The sequence below is a fragment of the Serpentinimonas sp. SMBJO2 genome (assembly GCF_056341105.1).
In genome coordinates this window covers 2,204,380-2,226,439 of record NZ_CP150628.1, presented here as the reverse complement: position 1 = coordinate 2,226,439, position 22,060 = coordinate 2,204,380, and the positions used below count along the sequence as shown (strand labels likewise).

The window sequence follows — 22,060 nt, the reverse complement described above, 5'->3', positions numbered from 1 at the left end:
ACCGAGCGGCGACACGGAGAACCGTACACATGTCAAGCAACACCGTCGCAGAATTTGCCGCTGAATTGAACCGGCCCACCCACGTCGTGCTGGAGCAGTTGGCTGCGGCCGGGGTGCGCAAGCTGTCCGGCAGCGATGCGTTGGCAGAGTCCGACAAGCAACGGCTGCTGAGCTTTTTGCAGGCCAGCCATGGCACGGCCAGCGCCGAACGCAACAAAATCACCTTGACCAAAAAATCGACCAGCGAGATCAAGCAGGCCGATTCATCCGGGCGCGCGCGCACGATCCAGGTCGAGGTGCGCAAGAAACGCACCTTCGTGCGCCGCGACGACGAGCCACTCGCCGTCCCCGGCGCCGCCGAGAGCGCGCTCGCCGAGGCCGCGGCGGTGGCAGCGGCCGCCGAAGCCGAGGCCGCCGAGGCCCGCGCGCAGCAGGCGCAGCAGGCCGAGCTCGAGCGGCGCGAAGAGCAAGCGCGCCAGCAGGCCGAGCAGATTCGGCTCCAGGAAGAAGAGCTGGCGCAGCAGCGCCAGGCGCGCCAACAAAGCGAGGAGCGCGAGGCGCGCGAGGCGCAAGAGCGCGCCGCCACCCTCGACCAGGAGCGCCAGCAGCAGTTGCTGCAGCAGCGCGCCCGCGCCGATCTGGAGGTGCAGCAAAGCCGCCAGCGCGCGGTCAAGCCGCCCAGGCCCGTGCCGACCGAAGCGGCGGCCGCTGCGGCCAGCCCACCTGGCGTGGCGGCGGCCGAGCAGGCCGCCCAAGCGCCGCAGGCCGCCGAGCAGGCCACGCACAAGGCCGCGCAACAGGCCGCGCAACAAGCCGCCGAGTTGGCGCAGCGCCAGGCGGCGCAGCGGCTGGCCGACGAGCAGCGCGCGAGCGACCTCGATGAACGCCGGCGCAAGGCGCTGGCCGAGGCGCAGGCGATCCGCGACATGATGGCCGCCCCCAAAAAGGTGTTGCTGGCCAAAAAACCCGAAGAACCCAAGCCGGCCCCGGTGGCCGAGGCCAAGCCCGGAATCAAGGGCACCTTGCACAAACCGGCCGGCACGCCTGCACCTGCCAAGGCCGGTGCCGCCAAACCGGCCGCGCCGGGAGCTGCGGCTGCCGGGGCGGGCAAGAAAGAAGTCAAATCCGAAGCCTTGTCGTCCACCTGGAAAGACGAGGCAGCCAAGAAAGTCAAAGGCCGTGGTGGCAACACCAGCGCCGTGCGTTCCAGCGGCACTGCGTGGCGCTCCAACGCCAAAGGGGGCCGCGGGGGCCGCGGGGGCCGCGACGAGCGCGCGCACGGCTACGAACCGGCGCAGCAGCCTGAGGCCAAGGTGCTCGAGGTGCACGTGCCCGAGACCATCACCGTGGCCGAGCTGGCGCACAAGATGGCGCTCAAATCGAGCGAGGTCATCAAGCAGCTCATGAAGCTGGGGCAGATGGTGACCATCAACCAGTCGCTGGACCAGGACACGGCGATGATCGTGGTCGAAGAACTCGGGCACCAGGCGGTGGCGGCAGCGCTCGACGACCCGGAAGCCTTCACCGAAGAAGAAACCGCGCTGCAAAGCGCCGAATCGCTGCCGCGTGCGCCGGTGGTCACGGTCATGGGCCACGTCGATCACGGCAAGACCTCGCTGCTCGACTACATCCGCCGCACCAAGGTGGCGGCGGGCGAGGCCGGCGGCATCACGCAGCACATCGGCGCCTACCACGTCGAGACGCCACGCGGCATGGTCACCTTCCTCGACACGCCCGGCCACGAAGCCTTTACCGCCATGCGCGCCCGCGGCGCCCAGGCCACCGACGTGGTGATTCTGGTCTGCGCCGCCGACGACGGCGTGATGCCGCAGACCAAGGAAGCCATCAAGCACGCCAAGGCGGCCAATGTGCCGATCGTGGTTGCCCTGACCAAGGCCGACAAGCCCGACGCCAACTTCGAGCGCGTGCGCTCCGAGCTGATCGCCGAGCAGGTGGTGCCCGAAGAGTTCGGCGGCGAATCGCCCTTCGTGGCGGTGTCGTCGAAAACCGGCCTGGGCATCGACAGCCTGCTGGAAAACGTGTTGCTGCAAGCCGAGGTGCTCGAGCTCAAGGCCCCGGTGCAGGCCAACGCCAAGGGGCTGGTGATCGAAGCCCGGCTCGACAAAGGGCGCGGTGCCGTGGCCACGGTGCTGGTGCAATCGGGCACGCTCAAGGTCGGCGACGTGGTGCTGGCGGGCCAGACCTCGGGTCGGGTACGTGCCATGCTGGATGAAAACGGCCGCGCGGCCAAAGAGGCCGGGCCGTCGATCCCGGTCGAAATCCAGGGCTTGTCCGAAGTGCCACGGGCGGGCGACGATTTCATGGTGCTGGCCGACGAGCGCCGGGCGCGCGAAATCGCCACCTACCGCGCCGGCAAGTTCCGCTCCACCAAGCTGGCCAAGCAGCAAGCCGCCAAGCTCGAAAACATGTTTGCCGACATGCAGGCCGGCGAGGTGCAGACGCTGCCGATCATCGTCAAGTCCGACGTGCAGGGCTCGCAGGAAGCGCTCACTGCCTCGCTGCTCAAGCTCTCGACCGACGAGATTCGGGTGCAGCTGGTCTATGCCGGTGTGGGTGGCATCAGCGAGAGCGACGTCAACCTGGCGATCGCCTCCAAGGCGATCGTGATCGGCTTCAACGTGCGCGCCGACGTCGGGGCGCGCAAGCTGGCCGAGTCCAACGACGTCGAACTGCACTACTACAACATCATCTACGATGCCGTCGATGAGATCAAGGCGGCGATGTCGGGCATGCTGGCGCCCGAAAAGCGCGAAGAGGTGATCGGCGCGGCGCAGATCCGCACCGTGTTCGTGGCCTCCAAGATCGGCACCGTGGCCGGTTGCATGGTCACCGAAGGCCACGTTACGCGCAACGCGCACTTCCGCCTGCTGCGCGACAACGTGGTGATCTACACCGGCGAGCTCGAGTCGCTCAAGCGCATGAAGGACGACGTGCGCGAGGTCAAGGAAGGCTTCGAGTGCGGCATCAAGCTCAAGAACTACAACGACATCAAGGAAGGCGACATCCTGGAGTTGTTTGAGATCAAGGAAGTGGCCCGTACACTCTGATCGGCGCACCCTGACCAGCACGCCGCCCCACCATGACGAGCAAAAAAGCCCCCTCCAACCGCAGCTTCAAGGTCGCCGATCAGATTCAGCGCGACCTCAGCGAGCTCATCGCGCGCGAGCTCAAAGACCCGCGCGTGGGGCTGGTGACGCTGCAAGCGGTCGAGCTCACGCCCGACTACGCGCACGCCAAGGTCTATTTCAGCGTGCTCACGGGCGACGCCCAGCTCGCGTCCGAGGCGCTGAACCAAGCCGCCGGCTTTTTGCGCAACGGTTTGTTCAAGCGCCTGCACATCCACACCGTGCCGACGCTGCACTTCGTGTTCGACCGCACCCCCGAGCGCGCCGCCGACATGAACGCCCTGATCGCGCAGGCGGTGGCTTCGCGTTCCAAAGAAAGCGACTGAATTGAGCGCCGTCGGGTTCACCTTGGGTGCCGACGCCGCCCAGGGGGGCGGTGCCGTGCCAGACCGCGCGCTTGCAGCAGCGGCACCGCGGCAGCGCCTTCAGCGCCGGCCGGTGCACGGCCTGCTGCTGCTCGACAAGGCGCTGGGCGTCAGCAGCAACCAGGCGCTGCAGCGCGCCAAGTGGCTGCTGCGCGCCGACAAGGCCGGCCACACCGGCACCCTGGACCCGCTGGCCACCGGGCTGCTGCCGCTGTGCTTTGGCGCGGCGACCAAGTTCAGCCAGTTGCAGCTCGACGCCGACAAGGTCTATGAAGCCACGCTGCGCCTGGGCGTGCGCACCCATGGCGGCGACGCCGAAGGCGAGGTGCTCGAGCGCCGCCCGGTGGCTTGCAGCCCCGAGCAGGTGCAGCAGGTGCTGGCGCGCTTCAGGGGCGCCATCGAGCAGCTGCCGCCCATGCACAGCGCGCTCAAGCACCAGGGCCGGGCCCTGTACGAATACGCCCGCGCCGGGCTGGAGGTGGAGCGCGCGCCGCGCCGCGTCAGCATTCACGCGCTGGAGCTGCTCGCCCTCGAGCTCGAGGGCCCCGAACCGGCGCTGCGCGTGCGCGTGCACTGCAGCAAGGGCACCTACATCCGCAGCCTGGCCGAGGACATCGGCGCCGCGTTGGGCTGTGGGGCCCATCTGAGCGCCTTGCGCCGCCTGCGCAGCGGCGGTCTGGGGGTGGAGCGCAGCCTGACGCTCGAACAGCTCGAGGCGCTGCCTGAGGGCGAGCGTCTGCACGCCTTGCTGCCCGTGGATGTGCTGCTGGCCGGACACGAGCGCGTCACGCTCGACGACGACAATGCAGCCCGCTTCCTCACCGGCTTGCGCCGCCGCGGCCCCTGGCCCGATTGCGAGCGCGTGGCCGTGTATGCCGCTGCTGCCGCGGCTGGCCCACACGCCTTGCTGGGCAGCGCCCACATCGTGGGCGGCGAACTCATTCCCGGGCGGCTGTTGAGCCCGATCGAAATCCAACACATCACCCTGCAAACCCAGTCATGAGCACTCCGATACGCAACATCGCCATCATCGCCCACGTTGACCACGGCAAAACCACCATGGTCGATCAGTTGCTGCGCCAAAGCGGCACCTTTGCCGAGCACGAAAAGGTCGTGGACACGGTGATGGACAGCAACGCCATCGAGCGCGAGCGCGGCATCACCATCCTGGCCAAGAACTGCGCCGTGAGCTGGAAGGGCACGCACATCAACATCGTCGACACCCCTGGCCACGCCGACTTTGGCGGCGAGGTCGAGCGCGCGCTGTCGATGGTCGACGGCGTGCTGCTGCTCATCGACGCCCAGGAAGGCCCGATGCCGCAGACGCGCTTCGTCACCAAGAAGGCGCTGGCGCTGGGCCTGCGTCCGATCGTGGTGGTCAACAAGGTGGACAAACCCGGCGCCAATTGCGACAAGGTGGTCAACGCCGCCTTCGACCTGTTCGACAAGCTTGGCGCCAACGACGAGCAGCTCGATTTCCCCGTGGTCTATGCCAGCGGCATCAACGGCTGGTCGTCGCTGACCGAAGGCGAGTCGGGCACGCAGTGGGGGCCCGACATGTCGGCGCTGTTCGACACCGTGCTGCAGCACGTGCCGGCGCACCAGGGCGACCCTGGGGCGCCGCTGCAGTTGCAGATTTCGGCGCTCGACTACTCCAGCTTTGTGGGGCGCATCGGCGTCGGGCGCATCAGCGCCGGCCGCATCCGCCCCGGCATGGACGTGCTGGTGTGCGAAGGCCCCGAGGGCAAGCGCGCCAAGGGCCGCGTCAACCAGGTACTCACCTTTCAGGGGCTGGACCGGGTGCAAACCGCCGAGGCCGGGCCGGGCCACATCGTGCTCATCAACGGCCTGGAGAGCATCGGCATCGGCGTCACCGTGACCGACCCGGCCGACCCGCGCCCGCTGCCCATGCTCAGGGTCGATGAGCCCACGCTGACCATGAACTTTTGCGTCAACACCAGCCCGCTGGCCGGGCGCGAGGGCAAGTTTGTCACCAGCCGCCAGATCTGGGACCGGCTGCAAAAGGAGCTGCAAAGCAACGTCGCGCTGCGCGTGCGCGAAACCTCGGAAGACGGCATCTTTGAGGTCTCGGGGCGCGGCGAGCTGCACCTGACCATTCTGCTCGAGAACATGCGGCGCGAGGGCTACGAGCTGGCGGTGAGCAAGCCGCGCGTGGTGTTTCGCGAGGTCAACGGCGAGCGCCACGAGCCGATCGAGCTGGTCACCGCCGACATCGAGGAGCAGCACCAGGGCGGCGTGATGCAGGCACTGGGCGAGCGCAAGGGCGATCTGGTGAACATGGAGCCCGACGGCCGTGGGCGCGTGCGGCTCGAATACCGGATTCCGGCGCGCGGGTTGATCGGTTTTTCCAACGAGTTCCTCAACCTCACGCGCGGTTCGGGCCTGATCAGCAACATCTTCGACGGCTACGAAGCGCACAAGGGCGAGATTGCCAGCCGCAAGAACGGCGTGCTGATCAGCATGGACGACGGCGAGATTTTTACCTACGCGCTGGGCAAGCTCGACGACCGCGGGCGCATGTTCGTCAAGGCCAACGACCCGGTCTACGAGGGCATGATCGTGGGCATCCACAGCCGCGACAACGACCTCGTGGTCAACGCCACGCGCACCAAGCAGCTTACCAACTTCCGCGTCAGCGGCAAGGAGGACGCGATCAAGATCACGCCGCCGATCGAGCTCACGCTCGAGTACGGAGTCGAGTTCATCGAGGACGACGAACTGGTCGAGATCACGCCCAAGAGCATTCGGCTGCGCAAGCGCCACCTGAAAGAGCACGAGCGCAAACGCGCCAGCCGCGAGGCTTGAAGCGCTGGCGGGGCGGGTTTAGCAGCCGCAGCCGGTTGGCAGCGCGCGTCATGGCCTGCCCGCTGCTGAGCCGGCGGGCGCGTTTGCCGGGGGCAGGGGGCTTAAGCCGGCGGCGCTGCCAGCCAGCGCGCTTCGAGTTCCAGCAAGCGCTGTTTGCGCTCCAGCCCGCCGGTGTAGCCGGTCAGGCCCCCAGCGTGCCCGAGCACGCGGTGGCAGGGCAGCACGATGCCCAGCGGGTTGCGCCCGAGCGCGCCGCCCACGGCCCGCGCCGCTGAGGGCCTGCCGATGGCGGCGGCGAGCGCGCCGTAGCTGCAGCACTGGCCGGGCTCGAGGCGCGCCAACGCCGCCCACACCTGCTGCTGGAACGGCGTGCCGCAGCTCCAGTCCAAAGGTAGGTCGAAGCGCTGGCGCTGCCCGGCAAAGTACTGGTCGAGTTGCGTGCGCGCCTGCGCCAGCACGGCTTGCGCGCTGGCGGCAGCGGCAGCGCTGGGGCTGCCAGAACCAGGCGCAGCGCCAGCCACACCCGTTGCATCCGCCGCCTGCCGGGCCCAAGCCGGCAGGGCCTGCTCGTCGGCAAACCACAGGCCGCACAAGTGGCTGGCGCTGGCCAGCAGCAGCAAGTCGCCCAAGGGGCTGGTGTGCAGGGCGCGCAGCAGGGTGGGGGCGGAGGTGACCATGGCGGCATCATACGCCGTGCCTACAATCGGGTGCGCTGGCTCTGCGTGGGTCAGTCCGATAAACATACACCTGTTGCGTCCGATCACCGCATGACCGCCTACGCTCCCACTTGCCCTGCACCCGTCTGCCCCGCCCCCGCCTTTGCGGCCAGCGCCTTCAAGGCTTACGACATCCGTGGCCTGGTGCCGGATGCGCTGAACCCGGCGTTCGCGCACGCGCTCGGGCGCGCCTTTGGTGCGCGCGCGCTGGCGCTGGGTGAGCGCACGGTGGCCGTGGGGCGCGACGGGCGCCTGAGCAGCCCGGCCTTGGCGGCGGCCCTGATCGCGGGTTTGCGCCGCAGCGGTGTCGAGGCGCTCGACTTGGGGCTGGTGACCACGCCCATGCTCTACTTTGCTGCCAGCACGCAGTGCCGCAGCGGCATCCAGATCACCGGCAGCCACAACCCCAAGGACTACAACGGCTTCAAGATGGTGCTGGGCGGGCGCGCCATTTACGGTGACGAAATCCAGTCGCTGCGCACGGCGATGGCGGCGCTGGATGGGGCGGGGGGCGAGCTGCCACCAGGGCTGGACAGCGCTGAAAGCGGGGCCGCAAACGGGGCCGACAGAGCGCAAGCCGAAGCCCCAGGCGCGCTGCGCACGCTGCGCATCGACGACGAATACATCGCGCGCATCGTGGCCGACGTGCGCCTGGCGCGCCCGCTCAAGATCGTGATCGACTGCGGCAACGGCGTGGCCGGCGCGAGTGCGCCGCGCCTGTTTCGCGCGCTCGGCTGCGAGGTGCTGGATCTGTACAGCGAAGTCGACGGCAACTTTCCGAACCATCACCCAGACCCGTCCAAGCCCGAGAACCTGCGCGAGCTGATCGCCAGCGTGCAGGCGCACGGGGCCGAACTCGGGCTGGCCTTCGACGGCGACGGCGACCGCCTGGGCATCGTCACGCGCAGCGGCCAGAACATCTTCCCGGACCGGCAGTTGCACCTGTTCGCGCACGACGTGCTGGCGCGCGTGCCGGGCGCTACCATTGTCTACGACGTGAAATGCAGCCAGCGCCTGGCCGCGTCCATCCGCGCGGCGGGCGGCGTGCCGCTGATGTACAAGACCGGGCACTCGCTCATCAAGGCCAAGATGCGCGAAATCGGCGCGCCGCTGGGCGGCGAGATGAGCGGGCACATCTTCTTTCAGGAGCGCTGGTACGGCTTCGACGACGGCAGCTACGCCGGCGCGCGCCTGCTCGAAATCCTCAGCCGCCACCCGGACCCGAGCGCCGTGCTCGAGGCGCTGCCGGGCAGCTTTGCCACACCCGAGCTCAACGTCGCCTGCGCCGAGGGCGAGCCGCACCGCCTGGTGGCCGAACTGCAGGCGCTGGCCGACTTTGCCGCCCCGGCCGAAGTCAACACCATCGACGGCTTGCGCGTCGACTGGCCCGACGGCTTTGGCCTGATCCGCGCCTCCAACACCACGCCGGTGCTGGTGCTGCGCTTCGAAGGCCAGACCGCAGCCGCCGCACAGCGGATTGAGGCCGAGATGTTGGCGCTGCTGCGCCGCGTCAAGCCCGACGCCGCCATTGGTGCGGCGGCGCATTGAGGGGATCGTGCCTGCGGTGTGTGCGCCGGGGTCGTGTGCGCGGGCCCATGCGCGACGGCAAGCTCGAGGCCACAAGGGGAAAGGCCGAGCCACGTTTGCAGGTGGGTGCTGCTCACGGACCCCACAAGCGAGCGCTGGGGTGGGTTGCGTCTGCAGCAGCAGACGGCCCCATTACATGTCCAGGCTGCGACAGCATTTGACCAACCCAAACCCGATGCAGGGTTTGCAGCGCCGATGCGCCATAATGGGCCGCAGCTTTAGGCACCGAACCGATGAAAAACTTCAACACCGCTGGCCCCTCGGTGGTGGGTGATCACTACCTGATCGACCCGCTGGCGCGCGTCGATTTGGCCGATGTCGAGGCGCTCATCGCCGCCAAGCGCTACTTCGTCCTGCACGCGCCGCGCCAGACCGGCAAGACCACGGCCCTGCTGGCGCTCATGGCGCACCTGAACGCGCAGGGGCGCTACCGTGCGCTGTACGTGAACATCGAAACCGCGCAGACCGCGCGCTCCGACGTCGAACGCGGCCTGACCTCCATCACCCAATCGGTGGCCGAAGCGGCGGCCCTGTACCTGCACGATACGCGCCTGCGCCAATGGCGCGAAGAACTGCGCCGCGACGGTGCCCACGACTGGCTGCGCGGCTTGCTCGCACGCTGGAGCGAAGCCGAGCCCGACCGCCCCTGCGTCCTCCTGCTCGACGAAGTCGACGCCCTGGTCGGCGACACGCTGATCTCGCTGCTGCGCCAGATCCGTGCCGGCTACGCGCAGCGCCCGGGGGCCTTTCCGCAGTCGGTAATCCTGTGCGGCGTGCGCGACGTGCGCGACTACCGCATCCACACCGCGCACCACGAGATCATCACGGGGGGGAGTGCCTTCAACATCAAGGCCACCTCCATCCGCCTGGGCAACTTCAGCCAGAGCGAAACCATCGCCCTGTGGCAGCAGCACCAAGCCGAGACCGGGCAACCCATCGATGCCGCCATCTACCCCGAACTCTGGGAAGACACACGCGGCCAGCCTTGGCTGGTCAACGCCCTGGGTTACGAATGCGTCTACAACGACCGCGAACTGCGCCACAACCGTGGCCTGCCCGTGACGCTGGAGCGCTACAAAGCCGCGCGCGAGCGCCTGATCCAGAGCCGCGCCACGCACCTGGACCAACTCACCGACAAGCTGCAAGAAGCGCGCGTGCGCGGCGTGGTCAGCGCCCTGCTGGCCGGGGAAGATGCGCTGCTGCTCAACGTCTCGCCCGACGACAAACAGTACGTCGAAGACCTCGGGCTGGTGCTGGGTAGGCCGCAGTTGGCGATCGCCAACCGCATCTACCAGGAAGTGATTCCGCGCGAACTCACCTGGGTGGTGCAGTCCAGCATCGCGCACCAGCAAGAGTGGTACCTCACACCCGAGCGCAAGCTCGACCTCCCGAAGCTGCTCGCCGCCTTCCAGCAGTTCTTCCGCGAGCATTCGGAAGCGTGGTTGAACAGCGTCCACTACCCCGAAGCCGGGCCGCAGTTGCTGCTGCAAGCCTTCCTGCAGCGCATTGTCAACGGCGGCGGGCGCATCAGCCGCGAATACGGGCTGGCGCGCAAGCGCACCGATCTGTTCCTGGAGTGGCCCACCAGCGAAGCCCAAGGCTTTCTCGGCCCGGTGCAGCGCGTGGTGCTGGAGCTTAAACTGGTGCGCCAAGCGCCGGAAACTGCATTGCAACAAGGCCTGCAGCAAACCGACGACTACGCGCAGCGCGTCGGTGCCGACGAAGCGCACCTGCTGCTGTTCGACCGCCGCACCGACCAGAGCTGGGAGGCGCGCATCTGGCAGCGGCAGGAAAGTGCGCCCAGCGGCAGGGTGGTGGGGGTGTGGGGATTGTGAGGCCTGCACCCATGCCCGCCGCCGCTGCCGCCGGATCTGACTCGGCCCAGCCCAGCCAGCCCAGCCGCGACCCCGAGGTGATCGTCTTCAACCTCAAGCAGCGCTACACCGGTGTGTCGGCGACGGTGAACGCGCTCGTGCCGCTGCAGTTGCGCCAGTGGCCGCTGGCCTATTGCGGCACGCCGCTGTCCAACGGGGTGCCGGGCATGAGCCTGCGCCAGGCGATTGCGCTCTCGCGTCGGCCGGCGCCGGGGCGGTGCTTTCGCATCTGGCACGTGCGCCGCGACCCGGAAATGATGGCCGGCCTGTGGGCGCGCGACGTGCTGCGCTTGCCGATCAAGCTCGTGTTCACTTCGGCGGCGCAGCACCGGCACGGCCCGATTCCGCGCTGGCTCATCAGCCGCATGGACGCGGTCATCAGCACCACGCCGCTGGCGGCGAGCTTTGTGCCCAACACCACGGCGGTGGTGCCGCACGGCATCGATCTGGCGCGCTTTAGCCCGCCACCCAACAAGCTCAGCGCCTGGGCCGAAAGCGGCCTGCCGGGGCGCTACGGCGTGGGCGTGTTTGGCCGCGTGCGCCCAGACAAAGGCAGCGACATCTTTGTCGACGCCATGATCGCCGCGCTGCCGCATCTGCCCGAGGTCACGGCGGTGATCGCCGGGCTGGCGCTGCCCCAACACCAGGCTTACCAGCAGGATTTGCAGCGCCGTATTGCAGCCGCCGGCCTGAGCACGCGCATCGTCTTTTTGGGCGAGGTGCCTGCCGGCGAGGTACACCGCTGGTACCAGCGCTGCCTGCTGTGCGTGGCCTGCCCGCGCTACGAGCCCTTTGGCCTGACGCCCTTTGAAGCCGCTGCCACCGGCTGCGCGCTGGTGTGCTCGCGCACCGGTGCTTTCGAGCAACTGGTGCAGCCGGGCCAGAGCGGTTACTTGGTCGACACCGGCGACGCGCCCGGCCTGGCGCAAGCGGTGCGCGCCGTGTTGCAAGACCCGCAGCAGGCGCTGCGCATGGGGCAGGCGGCGCGTGCGCGCGTGCTGGAGCAGTTCACGCTCGAGCGCGAGGCCGCTGGCATAGGGCGCGTCTATCAGGCCCTGTTCGATGGCGCCTGAGGCAGCACCCCAGCCCGCGCCCCAGCCCGCCCCGGCAGCGGTGCAATCTGCGGCGGGTTCTGCCTCTGCGGCTGCTGCGCCCCCACCCCTGAGCCGCTGGGAGCGTTTGGCGCTCGCTCTCTACGGCCGGCTGCAGCGGTTGCTGTGGCCTTTGGTGCGGCTCAAGCTGCACTGGCGCGGCCGGGCCGAGCCTGGCTATTTGGAGCAGGTCGAGCAGCGCCTGGGCCACTACCCCGGTCTGGCGCCCTCGAGCGGCTGGCTCTGGGTGCACGCGGTGTCGCTGGGCGAAACCCACGCCGCCGCGCTGCTGCTGGCCGCGCTGCGTGCGCAAAGGCCGGGGCTGCGCCTGCTGCTCACCCACGGCACCGCCACCGGGCGCGCCCAAGGGGCGCAGCTGCTGCGCCCCGGCGACCTGCAAGTCTGGCAGCCGTGGGACACACCGGCCGCAGTGGCGCGTTTTCTGGCGCACTTCAGGCCCGCCGTGGGGCTGTTGATCGAGACCGAGGTCTGGCCGCACTGGGTGCAGGGCTGCCGCGCCCAGGGCGTGCCGCTGTGGCTGGTCAATGCGCGCCTGAGCGCACGCTCGGCTCGTGGCGCCCAGCGCCTGCGCCTGCTGCTGCGCCCCGCCTACGCGGGCTTGAGCGCGGTGCTGGCGCAAACCGAGGCCGATGCGCAGCGCCTGCGCCAAGCCGGGGCGGCTGCGGTGCAGGTCATGGGCAACCTCAAGTTCGACCTGCAAACCGACGCCGCGCTGATCGAGCGCGGCCGCCACTGGAAGCAGGCCCTGGGCGGGCGGCGCGTGCTCATGCTCGCCAGCAGCCGCGCCGGCGAAGAGGCGCTGTGGCTGCAGACCGTGCGCGAGGCACAGCGGCACGGGCAGGAGCCGGGCCGGGCGCTTACCCCCCCAGCCGCCCCCCAGGCCCCTGTGCCCGCTGCTCCCCCAGCCTTGCCGCCCGATGCGCTCTGGCTGCTGGTGCCGCGCCATCCGCAGCGTTTCGACGCCGTGGCCGCGCTGCTGCACGAAGCCGGCCTGCGCGTCTGGCGCCGCAGCCAGTGGCAGGGCACCGAGCTGCCGCCCGAGGCGCGCGCGGCCCAGGTCTGGCTCGGCGACAGCTTGGGCGAGATGCAGGCTTACTACACGCTGGCCGATCTGGCCTGGCTGGGGGGCAGTTTTTTGCCGCTGGGCGGGCAAAACCTGATCGAAGCTGCGGCCTGCGGCTGCCCCATCGTCATGGGCCCGCACACCTACAACTTTCATGATGCCGCCACCCAGGCCGAACAGCTCGGCGCCGCTCAGCGCGTGCCCGACATGGGCGCCGCCCTGCAAGCCAGCGCCCAGCTGCTGCACGACGCCAGTGCCCACCGCGCCGCACAAAGCGGCTGCGCCGCCTTGTGGCAGCAGGGCCAAGGCGCCGCCCGGCGCTGCGCCGCCGCCGTGCTGGGTGTGTGGGCGCGCCCAGGCCCATGATGTTGCCATAGGCCGCCGGCAAGAAAACAGGCATGCAACCGAACCCTGCGGCTCACGAACAGGGCGCACGGATTCGGGGCTAAGATAGCGCCAGTGCCCTGAGCGCCCCAGCCCGCCCCGGCGCCCGCCGGCTTGTATGCTTGCCCCCACGAGACGCACGCCATGAACCCCTCCTTGCTCGCGCAGCGCTTGCTGGCCCTGTTTGTGGCCGCTGCGCTGGTGTTCAACTTTCCGCTCATCGCCTTGTGGGACAGCAGCGTCAAGTGGTGGGGCATTCCGCTGTTTGCGCTTGCCATGTTCACGCTCTGGGCGCTGCTGATCGCGTTGCTGGCCTGGCTGGTCGAGCGCAGCCCCGACTAGGCGGCTGGCCCGCAGCCACACGCCAGCCCCAGCGCCAGCCGCTCCACCCAGCCCCAGCGCCCAGGCCCCGCCTACCTCCTCAGAACTGGCCCAAGCCCCATGTCGCCCCTGCTGGTCATCGCGGTTGCCACGGCGTATATGTTGCTGCTGTTTGCGCTGGCGTTTTACGGCGACCGGCGCGCCGCGCAGGGGCGTTCGCTGGTGGGCAGCGCCTGGGTCTATGCGCTGTCGCTGGCGGTGTACTGCACCGCCTGGACTTACTTTGGCAGCATCGGCCGCGCCGCCACCGACGGGCTGTGGTTTTTGCCGATCTACCTTGGGCCGACGCTGGCCATGATTCTGGGCTGGGTGGTGGTGCGCAAGATGATCCGCATCGCCAAGACCTACCGCATCACCTCGATTGCCGACTTCATTTCCAGCCGCTACGGCAAGAGCCCGGGGCTGGCGACGGTGGTGACGCTGATCATGGTGGTCGGCATCGTGCCCTACATCGCCTTGCAGCTCAAGGGCATTTCGGTCGCCTACGCGGTGCTGACGACGCCGCTGGGCCAGCCGCTGGAGCAGGCGCAGACCTGGTGGCAGGACGGCACCTTCTACCTCGCGCTGGCGCTGGCGGGGTTTACCATCGTCTTTGGCGTGCGCCAGATCGACGCCAGCGAGCGCCACGAGGGCATGGTGGCAGCGATTGCGCTCGAGTCGCTGGTCAAGCTGCTGGCCTTCGTGGCCGTGGGCCTGTTCGTCAGCTTCGTGCTGTTCAACGGCGTGGGCGACATCTTTGCCCGCGCTGCCGCCGTGCCCGAAATGGTCGGCTTGCTCGAGCTGGGCGACGTGGGCGACTTTGCCTACGCGCAGTGGTTCACACTCACGCTGCTGGCGCTGCTGTCGGTGCTGCTGCTGCCGCGCCAGTTTCAGGTCATGGTGGTGGAAAACGTGGATGAGCGGCACCTCAAGCGCGCGGTCTGGGTGTTTCCGCTCTACCTGCTGCTGATCAACCTGTTTGTGCTGCCCATCGCCCTGGGCGGGATGCTGTACTTTGGCACCCAACCCGGCATGGCGGTCAACCCGGAGACCTTCGTGCTCGCGCTGCCGCTGGCCGAGGGCTGGCTGTGGCTGGTGCTGCTGGCCTTCATCGGCGGCTTTTCGGCCGCCACCGGCATGGTGATTGTGGACGGCATTGCGGTCTCGACCATGATCAGCAACAACCTGGCTGCGCCGCTGCTGCTGCGGCTGCAGGCGCGCCTGGGGTTGGCGCTGGACTTCAAGCGCTGGCTGCTCAACATCCGGCGCGGCGCGATCGTGCTGATTTTGCTGCTCGGTTACCTCTACTTCTACCTCGCCGGCGACGCCTACGCGCTGATGGGCATAGGGCTGATCAGCTTTGCCGCCGTGGCCCAGTTTGCGCCGGCGCTGTTTGGCGGCATGTACTGGAAGGGCGGCACGCGGCACGGCGCGCTGGCCGGGCTGCTGCTGGGGTTTGCGCTCTGGTGCTACACGCTGATGCTGCCTTCGCTGGCCAAATCGGGCTGGCTCGACGACGGCTTTTTGCTCCACGGCCCCTGGGGGCTGGCCTGGCTCAAGCCCGAAGCGCTGTTTGGCCTCAGCGGGCTGGACCACCTCACGCACGCGGTGTTCTGGAGCCTGCTGGCGAATGTAGGGGCTTATGTGCTGGTCTCGCTCTGGCGCAGCCCGTCGGCGCAAGAGACCAGCCAGGCGCTGCTGTTTGTCGATGTGTTCGAGCGCAGCAACAGCGCGGCGCAGCCGGTGTTCTGGCGCGGGCAGGCGCGGCTGGCCGATCTGTTGGCGCTGCTGGAGCGCATCCTGGGCCCCGAGCGCGCCCGCAGCGGCTTGGCCGAATACGCGCAGCAGCGCGGCGTGGCCCGCATTGAGCAGTTGCCGGCCGATGCGCTGCTGGTGCAGCAGGTGGAAACCCTGCTCGCCGGTGCCATCGGCAGCGCCTCGGCGCACGCCATGGTGGCCTCGGTGGTGCAGGCCGAAGCGCTCGAGGTCGCCGACGTGCTCGACATTCTGGAGGAATCCAACCGGCTGCGCCTGCACTCGCAGGAGCTGGAGCAAAAGTCGCTCTCGCTCGAGCGCGCCACGGCCGAGCTGCGCGCCGCCAACGAGCAGCTGCAGGGGCTGGACCGGATGAAGGACGAGTTCATGTCGGCCGTCACGCACGAGCTGCGCACGCCCCTGACCGCCATCCGCACCCTGTCGGAGCTGATGCGCGACGACCCGGACCTGGCGCCCGAGCAGCGCCAGCAGTTCATCGGAATCATCGTGGCCGAGACCGAGCGCCTGAGCCGCTTGGTCAACCAGGTACTCGACATGGCCAAGATCGAAGCCGGCCACGCCGACTGGCGGCACTGCGCCGTGGAGCTGGCGCCACTGCTGCGCCAGTCGTGCCAGACCACGGCCGAGCTGCTGCGCGACAAGGGCACCGAACTGTTGCTGGAGCTGCCCGCAGCGGGCACGCCGCCGCTGTGGGTGCAGGCCGACCCCGACCGGCTGACGCAAGTCATGCTCAACCTGATCAGCAACGCGGCCAAGTTTGTGCCCACACCCGGCGGGCGCATCGTGGTGCGGCTGGAGCAGCGCGGCAGCACGGCGGTGGTCACGGTGCAGGACAACGGCCCCGGCGTGCCGCTGGCCGACCAGCAGCGCGTGTTCGAGCGCTTCCGCCAGGGCAGCGACGGCCAGGGGCGGCTGCGCGGCACCGGGCTGGGGCTGCCCATCAGCCGCCAGATCATCGAACACTGCGGCGGCCGCCTGTGGCTGCGCAGCACGCCCGGGCAAGGGGCGTGTTTTGGCTTCGATTTGCCGCTGCGCCCGAGCTGAAGCTGCAGCGCGCCCGGCGGCCAGCAGCCAGCGCGGCGCAACGGTGCGCGTGCAAAGCAGCTGCAAAACCGGCCAATTCGGCGGCACAATGGCGTCGAGGAGACTACCACCATGGCGCACACCCTGCTGCTCGTCGATGACGAGCCCAACATTCTGATTTCACTCGAGTTCCTCATGAAGCGCGAGGGCTACCAGGTGCTGCTGGCGCGCGACGGCGTCGAGGCGCTGGAGCTGCTGGCGCAGCATCGGCCCGACCTGATTGTGCTCGACGTGATGATGCCGCGCAAAAACGGCTTCGAAGTCTGCCAGGAGCTGCGCGCCAACGACGCCTTCAAATCCATCCGCATCCTCATGCTCACTGCCAAGGGCCGCGACACCGACGTCGCCAAAGGGCTGGCGCTGGGGGCCGACGCCTACATGACCAAACCCTTTTCCACCCGCGAGCTGGTGGAAAAAGTGCGCTCCCTGCTGCCGGCGGGCTGAACATGGCCAGCCCCAAACCGACCGACAAGCGCTTGTGGTGGCTGCTGGGCGTGGCGGCGGCCGTTTCGGTGCTCTGGTTGCTGTTTACGCTCTGGCTCATCGGTGCCAGCCTCGGGGCCGCCGAGCGCGCCACGGTCTGGGCGCTGGTGGGCGAGCGCCTGCTGCTGGTCTGCCTGACCTGGGGCGCCGGCATGGGTGTGATCGCCTGGGGCCTCAAGCGCTGGTTCGAGCACTGGATCACGCCCTCGGTGCAACTGGCCGAAGAAGCGCAGGTGCTGCTGCGCACCGACGTGGTGCGCGAGCTGCGCCCCAAGGGCAACATCGAGACCAAGGAACTGGCCAAGCTGTTCAACCAGTTGGTGGCGCAGCGCGAGGACTTGCGCCACCAGATGCAGGCCAAGGTGCAGGCCGCCGCGCGCGACATCGAACAGGAAAAATCGCGTCTGGCCGCGCTCATGTCCGAACTCACCCAAAGCGTGGTGGTGTGCAACCTCGACGGCCGCATCCTGCTCTACAACCAGCGCGCCCGGATGCAGTTTCGCGCCCTCTCGCCCACACCGCAACTTGCAGGCGGCGCCGAGCTGATCGGTCTGGGGCGCTCGATCTACGCCGTGTTCGACCGCAAGCTGGTGGCGCACGCGCTCGAGAGCGTGCAGCAGCGCCTGCAGCGCGGGGCCGCGCAGCCCACGGCGCAGTTCGTCACCAGCACCCGCGCCGGGCAGCTGTTGCGCGTGCAGATGACGCCGGTGCGCAGCGTGGCCGATGCCGCAGCCCCGGTCGGGGGCGAGCCCGGTGCCGCGGCCGTGCCTGGGCCCCAGTCTGCCACCAGGTCGGCGCCACACGAGGCGCCCGCCCTGCAACTGGCCGGTTTCGTGCTCATGCTCGACAACATCACGCGCGAGTTCGAGGCCGAGGACGTGCGCGAGCGCCTGGTGCTGGGTCTGACCGAAGGCAGCCGCGCGGCGCTGGCCAATATGCGCGCGGCGGTCGAAATGCTCGACTACCCCGACCTCGAACCCGCGCTGCGCGAGCGCTTTCTGGCCGTGGTGCGCGACGAGGTGCAAAACCTGAGCGCGCGCGTGCAGCGCAGCAGCAGCGAGGCGGCCGCGGTTTTCCAGAGCCGCTGGCCGCTCGAAGACATGCTCGGCAGCGACCTGATCAGCGCCGCCGGGCGGCGCATCGAAGAAACGCTGGGCATCGCGCTCAACCAGAGCGAGGCCGACCCGAACCTGTGGCTGCGCATCGAGAGCTTCTCGATCATGCAGGCGCTGCTGTTTTTGGCCGCGCGCCTGCGCGACGAATTCGCCATCCGCCACTTCAGCCTGCGCCTGCGCCCCTCGAGCCAAGGGGCCGACAAGGCCGAGCTCGACCTGATCTGGAGCGGCGCCACGCTGAGCACCGAGACCGTGATGAGCTGGGAGATCGACCCGATGCGCATCGGCGCCGAGGCCAGTGCGCTATCGGTGCGCGAGGTGGTCGATCGCCACGGCGGCGCCTTCTGGCTGGAGCGCGACCGGGCCCGCAACCAGGCCTGGTTTCGCTTCTTGCTGCCCACTGCGGTGGCTCAGGAGCAACTCGACGGCGCCCACTACGTGCGCAGCGACAGCCGGCCCGAGTTCTACGATTTCGACCTCTTTCGCGTCAGCCCGCGCAGCCAGGCGCTCGACGACGTGGCGCTGGCCGATCTGTCCTTTACCGTGTTCGACACCGAAACCACCGGCCTCAACCCGGCCGAGGGCGACGAGATCATCCAGGTCGGTGCGGTGCGCGTGCTCAACGGCAAGTTGCTCCGGCACGAATGCATCGACCAGTTGGTGGATCCGCGGCGCGAGATACCGCCGGCCTCGATCCCCATCCACGGCATCACCCCGGACATGGTGGCGGGTCAGCCCGACATTTTTGCCGTGCTGCCGGCCTTTCACGCCTTTGCCCACGACACCGTGCTGGTGGCGCACAACGCCGCCTTCGACATGCGCTTCCTGCAGCTCAAGGAGCAGCCAACCGGGCTGGTGTTCGACCACCCGGTGCTCGATACGCTGCTGCTTTCGGCCGTGGTGCACCCAGGGCAGGACACGCACCGGCTCGAGGCCATCGCCGAGCGCTTTGGCGTGCACGTCATTGGCCGCCACACGGCGCTGGGCGACGCCATCGTAACGGCCGAAATCTTTGTGCGCCTGATCCCGCTGCTGGCCGAAAAAGGCATTCACACCCTGGGCCAGGCGCGCGCGGCGGCGCAGCGCACCTACTATGCGCGCATCAGGTACTGAAACGCTGGCGTCCGATGTGCGGCCCCAGGGCTGGCAGGCGGCCGATGCGCCGTGGCCGCCCGGCGTGGTGGCCGGCATCAGCGAGCGCGCGGGCGGCGTGTCGGCCGCGCCTTGGGACAGCTTCAACCTCGGCGACCACGTGGGCGACGCACGCGCCCACGTGCAAGCCAACCGCCAGCGCTTGGCCGCTGCCATCGGTTTGCGCCCGGTGTTCATGCGCCAGGTACACGGCAGCGCGGTGTTGCAGCTGCACCGCGACACCCCGGATGGCCTCACGGCCGACGCCTGCTGGACCGAGCAGCCGGGCTTGGCCTGCACCGTGCTGGTGGCCGATTGCCTGCCGCTGCTGCTGGCCGCGCCCGATGGCACCAGCGTGGCGGCGGTGCATGCCGGTTGGCGCGGCTTGGCCGGCGGGGCGGCGCATGGGACGCATGGGATGGGCGTGCTGGAGGCCCTGTGTGAGGCGTGGCCGGCGGCGCAGCAGCCCAGGCAGCGTGCTGCGATTCAGGTCTGGCTGGGGCCGTGCATCGGGCCGCAGCGCTTCGAGGTCGGGCCCGAGGTGCGGCAGGCTTTTGTGGCGCACGACCCGGCCGCCGCCGCCTGCTTCACGCCCTTGCCGCCTGCCACGGGCGCAGCGGTGGCGGCAGTGGAGGCTGAAGCTGAGCAGGCACAGGCACCCAAATACCTGGCCGACTTGCCCGCCTTGGCGCACCAGCGCCTGGTCGCGCTGGGTTTCGAGCGCGTCGCGGGCAACGACGGCAGCGCCCAGTGGTGCACCGCCAGCCAGCGCTCACGGTTCTTTTCGCACCGGCGCGATGGGGCTGTGCTCGGCGCCAGCGGGCGCATGGCGGCCTGCATCGGTCGCCGGGTCTGAATCGGGGCTGGATGCCAGGCCCAGCGACGGACTGCCGTGCGCGGGCGGCGGGCCCGCGCCAGGCTCGGTCGGGCCCGAGTCGGAGGTGGCGCTTGCGCAGGCTTGAGCCGCCAGGCGCGCTTTGCGCCGCAGCTTGCCCGTCATCAGGTAAACCATGAGGGCCATTGGCAGCAATCCGTAAAAAAACAGCGTCATAATGGCTGCAAGCACCGAACCCGTGGGGCTGGTGGCCACCGAAGCCGCCATCAGCACCACCACATAGAGCCAAGCGATGACGATCAGGTACAGAAACAACATATCGATTCCGAAGGGTTGGGGGTTCGAGGCAGACCTTGCCACGCCAACTGTAGCGCCTAGCGGCCTGGTGCCAGCGCTCGGGGCGCAGCGGATCGAAACCAGGAGCGTTACATGAACACCCCCCAAAACCCTTGGCTGCAAACCGCGCAGCAACTCCAGCAGTCGGCGCTGCAATACTGGGCTCAGATGCTGCAGCCCAGCCCCACCGCCGCCGCTCCAGTGCCCGGAGCGGCCCCGAATGCCGCTCCCTTTGCGCCTGCGGGCGGGGTCGATCTGAGCGAAATGCTCGCCAAAGTGGCGGGGCACCCGGTGCAGATCGAACCCACGCGGTTGCTGCAAATTCAGAGCGCATACCTCCAAGACTTGGCGCAGCTCTGGAGCCAAGGCTTGCAGGTCAAGCCGCCCCAGGACAAACGCTTTGCCGCCCCAGCCTGGAGCAGCAACCCGCTGTCGGCCTACGCCGCCGCGGCCTACCAGCTCAACGCCCGCACCCTGATGGCGCTGGCCGATGCCGTGCAGGCCGACGCCAAAACGCGTGCGCGCATCCAGTTTGCGGTGTTGCAGTGGATCGAAGCCAGCGCGCCCAGCAACTTTCTGGCCTTCAACGCCGAGGCGCAGCAAAAAGCCCTCGAAACCCAAGGCGAGAGCCTGAGCAAGGGCATACAGAACCTGCTGCACGACCTCGAGCAGGGCCACGTTTCGATGACCGACGAGAGCGCTTTCGAGGTCGGCAAAAACGTCGCCACCACCGAGGGCCAGGTGGTGTTCGAGAACGAGCTGTTCCAGCTCATCCAGTACAAGCCCCTGACCGCCAAGGTGCACCGGCGCCCCTTCCTGCTGGTACCCCCGTGCATCAACAAGTACTACATCCTCGACTTGCAACCCAGCAATTCGCTGGTGCGCTACGCCGTCGAGCAGGGCATGAGCACCTTCGTCTTGAGCTGGTGCAACCCCGACGCGGCGCTGGCCCACAAGACCTGGGACGACTACATCGAGGACGCGATCATCAAGGCCATCGCCGTGGTGCGCGAGATCACGCGCGCCGAACAGATCAACGCGCTCGGTTTTTGCGTCGGCGGCACCATGCTGGGCACGGCGCTGGCGGTGTTGGCGGCGCGCGGTGAGCAGCCGGTGGCCAGCGCCACTTTCCTGACCGCCTTCCTCGACTTCACCGACACCGGCGTGCTCGATGTGTTCATCGACGAAAACTTTGTCAGCCTGCGCGAGCAGCAGTTTGCCCAGGGTGGCCTGCTGCCGGGGCGCGATCTGGCCACCACCTTCAGCTTTCTGCGCCCCACCGATCTGGTCTGGAACTACGTCGTGGGCAACTACCTCAAGGGCGAAACCCCGCCGCCCTTTGACCTGCTGTACTGGAACTCCGACAGCACCAACCTGCCCGGCCCCTACTACGCCTGGTACCTGCGCCACACTTACCTGGAAAACCGCCTCTGCAAGCCGGGCTCGGTCACGGTCTGTGGCCAGCCCATCGACCTGGGGCGCATCGACATCCCGGTCTATATCTACGGCTCGCGCGAAGACCACATCGTGCCCATCGGCGGCGCCTACGCCAGCACCCAGCACCTGCCCGGCCCCAAGCGCTTCGTGATGGGGGCCTCGGGCCACATCGCTGGCGTCATCAACCCGGCCAGCAAGGGCAAGCGCAGCCACTGGGTGGGCTCATCCGAGCACTTTCCGCCCCGGCTCGATGACTGGCTGGCCAGCGCCACCGAGCGCCCCGGCAGCTGGTGGACGGACTGGGCCGAGTGGCTCAAGGGCCATGCCGGCGAACTGGTGGCCGCGCCCAAGGGCTACGGCAGCCGCAAATACAAAGCCATCGAGCCGGCGCCGGGCCGTTACGTCAAGGTCAAGGCCTGAAGCCACAGATT

Annotated in this window: 16 protein-coding genes; 14 read left to right on the top strand and 2 right to left on the bottom strand. The window is 68.7% G+C overall.

Translation table 11 applies throughout. The annotated features are described in order from the left end of the window. Positions 1-29 precede the first annotated feature (29 nt). Genes infB through typA form a run of 4 tightly spaced genes read left to right on the top strand, consistent with a single transcriptional unit; the run spans position 30 to position 6,337 of the window. Complete coding sequence (infB, locus tag AAAZ40_RS10300; protein WP_476660281.1) at positions 30-3,068, top strand: translation initiation factor IF-2; 3,039 nt, start codon at positions 30-32, stop codon at positions 3,066-3,068. A gap of 32 nt (positions 3,069-3,100) precedes the next feature. Then, positions 3,101-3,472 carry a 30S ribosome-binding factor RbfA gene (rbfA, locus tag AAAZ40_RS10295; RefSeq protein WP_476660280.1) on the top strand — a complete coding sequence of 124 codons (372 nt, stop codon included), beginning with the start codon at positions 3,101-3,103 and terminating at the stop codon, positions 3,470-3,472. A 55-nt stretch (positions 3,473-3,527) separates the two neighbouring features. Beyond that, a complete protein-coding gene (truB, locus tag AAAZ40_RS10290; RefSeq protein WP_476661728.1) occupies positions 3,528-4,514 on the top strand; it encodes a tRNA pseudouridine(55) synthase TruB in 987 nt (328 codons plus the stop codon). Next, complete coding sequence (gene typA, locus AAAZ40_RS10285) at positions 4,511-6,337, top strand: translational GTPase TypA (RefSeq protein WP_476660279.1); 1,827 nt, start codon at positions 4,511-4,513, stop codon at positions 6,335-6,337. The genes truB and typA overlap by 4 nt, the downstream gene beginning before the upstream one ends. 101 nt (positions 6,338-6,438) lie before the next feature. Here typA and AAAZ40_RS10280 read toward each other — a convergent pair whose 3' ends face one another. After that, a complete protein-coding gene (locus tag AAAZ40_RS10280) occupies positions 6,439-7,014 on the bottom strand; it encodes a methylated-DNA--[protein]-cysteine S-methyltransferase (protein WP_476660278.1) in 576 nt (191 codons plus the stop codon). Positions 7,015-7,104: 90 nt separating this feature from the next. Here AAAZ40_RS10280 and AAAZ40_RS10275 point away from each other — a divergent pair, with 90 nt between their 5' ends. The 9 genes from AAAZ40_RS10275 (at position 7,105) to pgeF (ending at position 19,877) form a co-directional block, all read left to right on the top strand. Continuing rightward, the gene (locus tag AAAZ40_RS10275; protein WP_476660277.1) at positions 7,105-8,601 is read left to right on the top strand and encodes a phosphomannomutase/phosphoglucomutase; all 1,497 of its coding nucleotides are present in this window, start codon (positions 7,105-7,107) and stop codon (positions 8,599-8,601) included. Positions 8,602-8,873: 272 nt separating this feature from the next. After that, positions 8,874-10,475 carry an AAA family ATPase gene (locus AAAZ40_RS10270; protein WP_476660276.1) on the top strand — a complete coding sequence of 534 codons (1,602 nt, stop codon included), beginning with the start codon at positions 8,874-8,876 and terminating at the stop codon, positions 10,473-10,475. A gap of 11 nt (positions 10,476-10,486) precedes the next feature. Further along, a complete protein-coding gene (locus AAAZ40_RS10265; RefSeq protein WP_476660275.1) occupies positions 10,487-11,587 on the top strand; it encodes a glycosyltransferase family 4 protein in 1,101 nt (366 codons plus the stop codon). Beyond that, positions 11,577-13,055 (top strand): 3-deoxy-D-manno-octulosonic acid transferase, encoded by a 1,479-nt coding sequence (locus tag AAAZ40_RS10260; RefSeq protein ID WP_476660274.1) that lies wholly within the window; start codon positions 11,577-11,579, stop codon positions 13,053-13,055. The genes AAAZ40_RS10265 and AAAZ40_RS10260 overlap by 11 nt, the downstream gene beginning before the upstream one ends. 162 nt (positions 13,056-13,217) lie before the next feature. Then, positions 13,218-13,415, top strand: a complete 198-nt coding sequence (locus tag AAAZ40_RS10255) for a hypothetical protein (protein WP_476660273.1) — start codon at positions 13,218-13,220, stop codon at positions 13,413-13,415. Between the two features lie 99 nt (positions 13,416-13,514). Then, positions 13,515-16,253 (top strand): ATP-binding protein, encoded by a 2,739-nt coding sequence (locus tag AAAZ40_RS10250; protein WP_476660272.1) that lies wholly within the window; start codon positions 13,515-13,517, stop codon positions 16,251-16,253. A gap of 111 nt (positions 16,254-16,364) precedes the next feature. Continuing rightward, positions 16,365-16,736: a response regulator transcription factor gene (locus tag AAAZ40_RS10245; protein ID WP_476660271.1), complete on the top strand. Its 372-nt coding sequence runs from the start codon at positions 16,365-16,367 to the stop codon at positions 16,734-16,736. 2 nt (positions 16,737-16,738) lie between these two features. Beyond that, positions 16,739-19,003, top strand: coding sequence for a 3'-5' exonuclease (locus AAAZ40_RS10240; protein WP_476660270.1), 2,265 nt, complete (start codon positions 16,739-16,741; stop codon positions 19,001-19,003). Beyond that, a complete protein-coding gene (pgeF, locus tag AAAZ40_RS10235; protein ID WP_476660269.1) occupies positions 18,984-19,877 on the top strand; it encodes a peptidoglycan editing factor PgeF in 894 nt (297 codons plus the stop codon). The genes AAAZ40_RS10240 and pgeF overlap by 20 nt, the downstream gene beginning before the upstream one ends. On the opposite strand, the gene AAAZ40_RS10230 is transcribed toward pgeF, so the two are convergent. Continuing rightward, on the bottom strand, positions 19,794-20,174 hold the full coding sequence (locus AAAZ40_RS10230) for a hypothetical protein (protein ID WP_476660268.1): 381 nt from the start codon (positions 20,172-20,174) through the stop codon (positions 19,794-19,796). The genes pgeF and AAAZ40_RS10230 overlap by 84 nt on opposite strands. Positions 20,175-20,285: 111 nt before the next feature. Here AAAZ40_RS10230 and AAAZ40_RS10225 point away from each other — a divergent pair, with 111 nt between their 5' ends. Beyond that, the gene (locus tag AAAZ40_RS10225; RefSeq protein WP_476660267.1) at positions 20,286-22,049 is read left to right on the top strand and encodes a PHA/PHB synthase family protein; all 1,764 of its coding nucleotides are present in this window, start codon (positions 20,286-20,288) and stop codon (positions 22,047-22,049) included. Positions 22,050-22,060: the final 11 nt, after the last annotated feature.

Bases quoted from the DNA above. Each gene is read 5' to 3' on its own strand.
- infB (WP_476660281.1), top strand. From the start codon at position 30: ATGTCAAGCAACACCGTCGCAGAATTTGCCGCTGAATTGAACCGGCCC.
- rbfA (WP_476660280.1), top strand. From the start codon at position 3,101: ATGACGAGCAAAAAAGCCCCCTCCAACCGCAGCTTCAAGGTCGCCGAT.
- typA (WP_476660279.1), top strand. From the start codon at position 4,511: ATGAGCACTCCGATACGCAACATCGCCATCATCGCCCACGTTGACCAC.
- AAAZ40_RS10280 (WP_476660278.1), bottom strand. From the start codon at position 7,014: ATGGTCACCTCCGCCCCCACCCTGCTGCGCGCCCTGCACACCAGCCCC.
- AAAZ40_RS10275 (WP_476660277.1), top strand. From the start codon at position 7,105: ATGACCGCCTACGCTCCCACTTGCCCTGCACCCGTCTGCCCCGCCCCC.
- AAAZ40_RS10270 (WP_476660276.1), top strand. From the start codon at position 8,874: ATGAAAAACTTCAACACCGCTGGCCCCTCGGTGGTGGGTGATCACTAC.
- AAAZ40_RS10265 (WP_476660275.1), top strand. From the start codon at position 10,487: ATGCCCGCCGCCGCTGCCGCCGGATCTGACTCGGCCCAGCCCAGCCAG.
- AAAZ40_RS10260 (WP_476660274.1), top strand. From the start codon at position 11,577: ATGGCGCCTGAGGCAGCACCCCAGCCCGCGCCCCAGCCCGCCCCGGCA.
- AAAZ40_RS10255 (WP_476660273.1), top strand. From the start codon at position 13,218: ATGAACCCCTCCTTGCTCGCGCAGCGCTTGCTGGCCCTGTTTGTGGCC.
- AAAZ40_RS10250 (WP_476660272.1), top strand. From the start codon at position 13,515: ATGTCGCCCCTGCTGGTCATCGCGGTTGCCACGGCGTATATGTTGCTG.
- AAAZ40_RS10245 (WP_476660271.1), top strand. From the start codon at position 16,365: ATGGCGCACACCCTGCTGCTCGTCGATGACGAGCCCAACATTCTGATT.
- AAAZ40_RS10240 (WP_476660270.1), top strand. From the start codon at position 16,739: ATGGCCAGCCCCAAACCGACCGACAAGCGCTTGTGGTGGCTGCTGGGC.
- pgeF (WP_476660269.1), top strand. From the start codon at position 18,984: ATGCGCGCATCAGGTACTGAAACGCTGGCGTCCGATGTGCGGCCCCAG.
- AAAZ40_RS10230 (WP_476660268.1), bottom strand. From the start codon at position 20,174: ATGTTGTTTCTGTACCTGATCGTCATCGCTTGGCTCTATGTGGTGGTG.
- AAAZ40_RS10225 (WP_476660267.1), top strand. From the start codon at position 20,286: ATGAACACCCCCCAAAACCCTTGGCTGCAAACCGCGCAGCAACTCCAG.